At 51.2% G+C, this 1,251-nt stretch carries 1 pseudogene; it reads right to left on the reverse strand.

Annotated features, from left to right (window positions below):
• A pseudogene (locus L693_RS30795) lies at window positions 1-1,251 on the reverse strand (contractile injection system protein, VgrG/Pvc8 family); the annotation flags it as partial.

A 1,251-nucleotide genomic window follows, 5' to 3' on the forward strand; every position in this document is an offset into this window, starting at 1 on the left:
CCGCTCCCCTTACCACTGTCCCAAATCGTAGGCGTTCCCTTACTTCGAACAGGGATGGCTGCGGTTGCTTTCAGAATCACACCCGCCACAGGTCCACTTAGCACTCCCACAGCAACGCCGACCACTTTCCCCATCACCGGAATGGAACCTAATAGCTTGGATACTGTCCCCATCAGGGCATTCGCTTGTTGAAGCTTTGCTGGACTGGTGACTTTTGCTTTAGGGGTAGAGGCTTGGCTGCTAGATGAATCCTTGGCTGCTGATTGCGCTGCTTCATATGCCTTTATGCTCATAAGTGGCGGCTCAGGTACAGGAGGGAGGTCAGCCACGAAAACAGGTGCTTTTACCGTTCCTTCCTGATAAATCACTGGAGCTTTGGTATCCGTCTCACCATCCAGTACCATGCTGCTGGCTCCACCTTTTAAGTATAGCGCCGTGCCAGCTTCGAGTGATAGTTCCTGCCCGGCATCGAGCTTCACATGACCACCCTGAATCTGCACATTCCCCGGACTGTCGATGGTAATGCCGCTACTTTCATGCAGTGTAATGGAAAATTCACCGGAGGTGGATAGAGTCAGCTCATGCTCAGACATTTCTACGCCACTACCTTGCACATGTTGCCATACCTTCACATTCGGCTGTCCATTCGTGTGGCGTTGTTGGCGGAGCGAATCTGTCACATAGGCATCCTGTTCGCGATTTGTAGGCAGATACAGTTCGACCTGTTCCCCGATTTCAGGCATATCGTACCATCCGCTATGTTCTTCGGCTACATATCGAGTCGCTACAGGAAACCAGTAGGCTTTGGAAGGATCTTGCTTCCGATCAATATCCAGTTGAAGCTGTACAAAATCCTGTTGTACCTTCAGCACCGTTCCTGTCAGTGAAATCCCGGTAGCCTGATCATTCTCATACCGGGCATAGCGAATATCCTGTTCGGCTTGAAGATCATAACGAGTACGCAGTAAGCCATCCGCTAGTGTAGTCACTGCTCGAACCACGACCAGTTCTTTACCTTGTCCGATGGGTAACGTGATGAGGTCGCCCAGCGCATAGTATTGCAGGCTTTCGATCATATAGGTGATATACGAGCCAGCACGTTCGCCTAGCTTTTCCGCATCTAGCTCATGAAACGTTTTTCGTACCCGATAAAATACATCCCGTTCCACCTTATGCTGCTTGCCTTCGGGCATCCCGAAGAAAACCTTGGGCGAGGCTGCGGTTACCTCTGGCACAAGTACGGAGCCAAAG

The sequence above is a fragment of the Paenibacillus sp. 1-18 genome (assembly GCF_000520755.1).
Taxonomy (GTDB): Bacteria; Bacillota; Bacilli; order Paenibacillales; family Paenibacillaceae; genus Paenibacillus; species Paenibacillus brasilensis.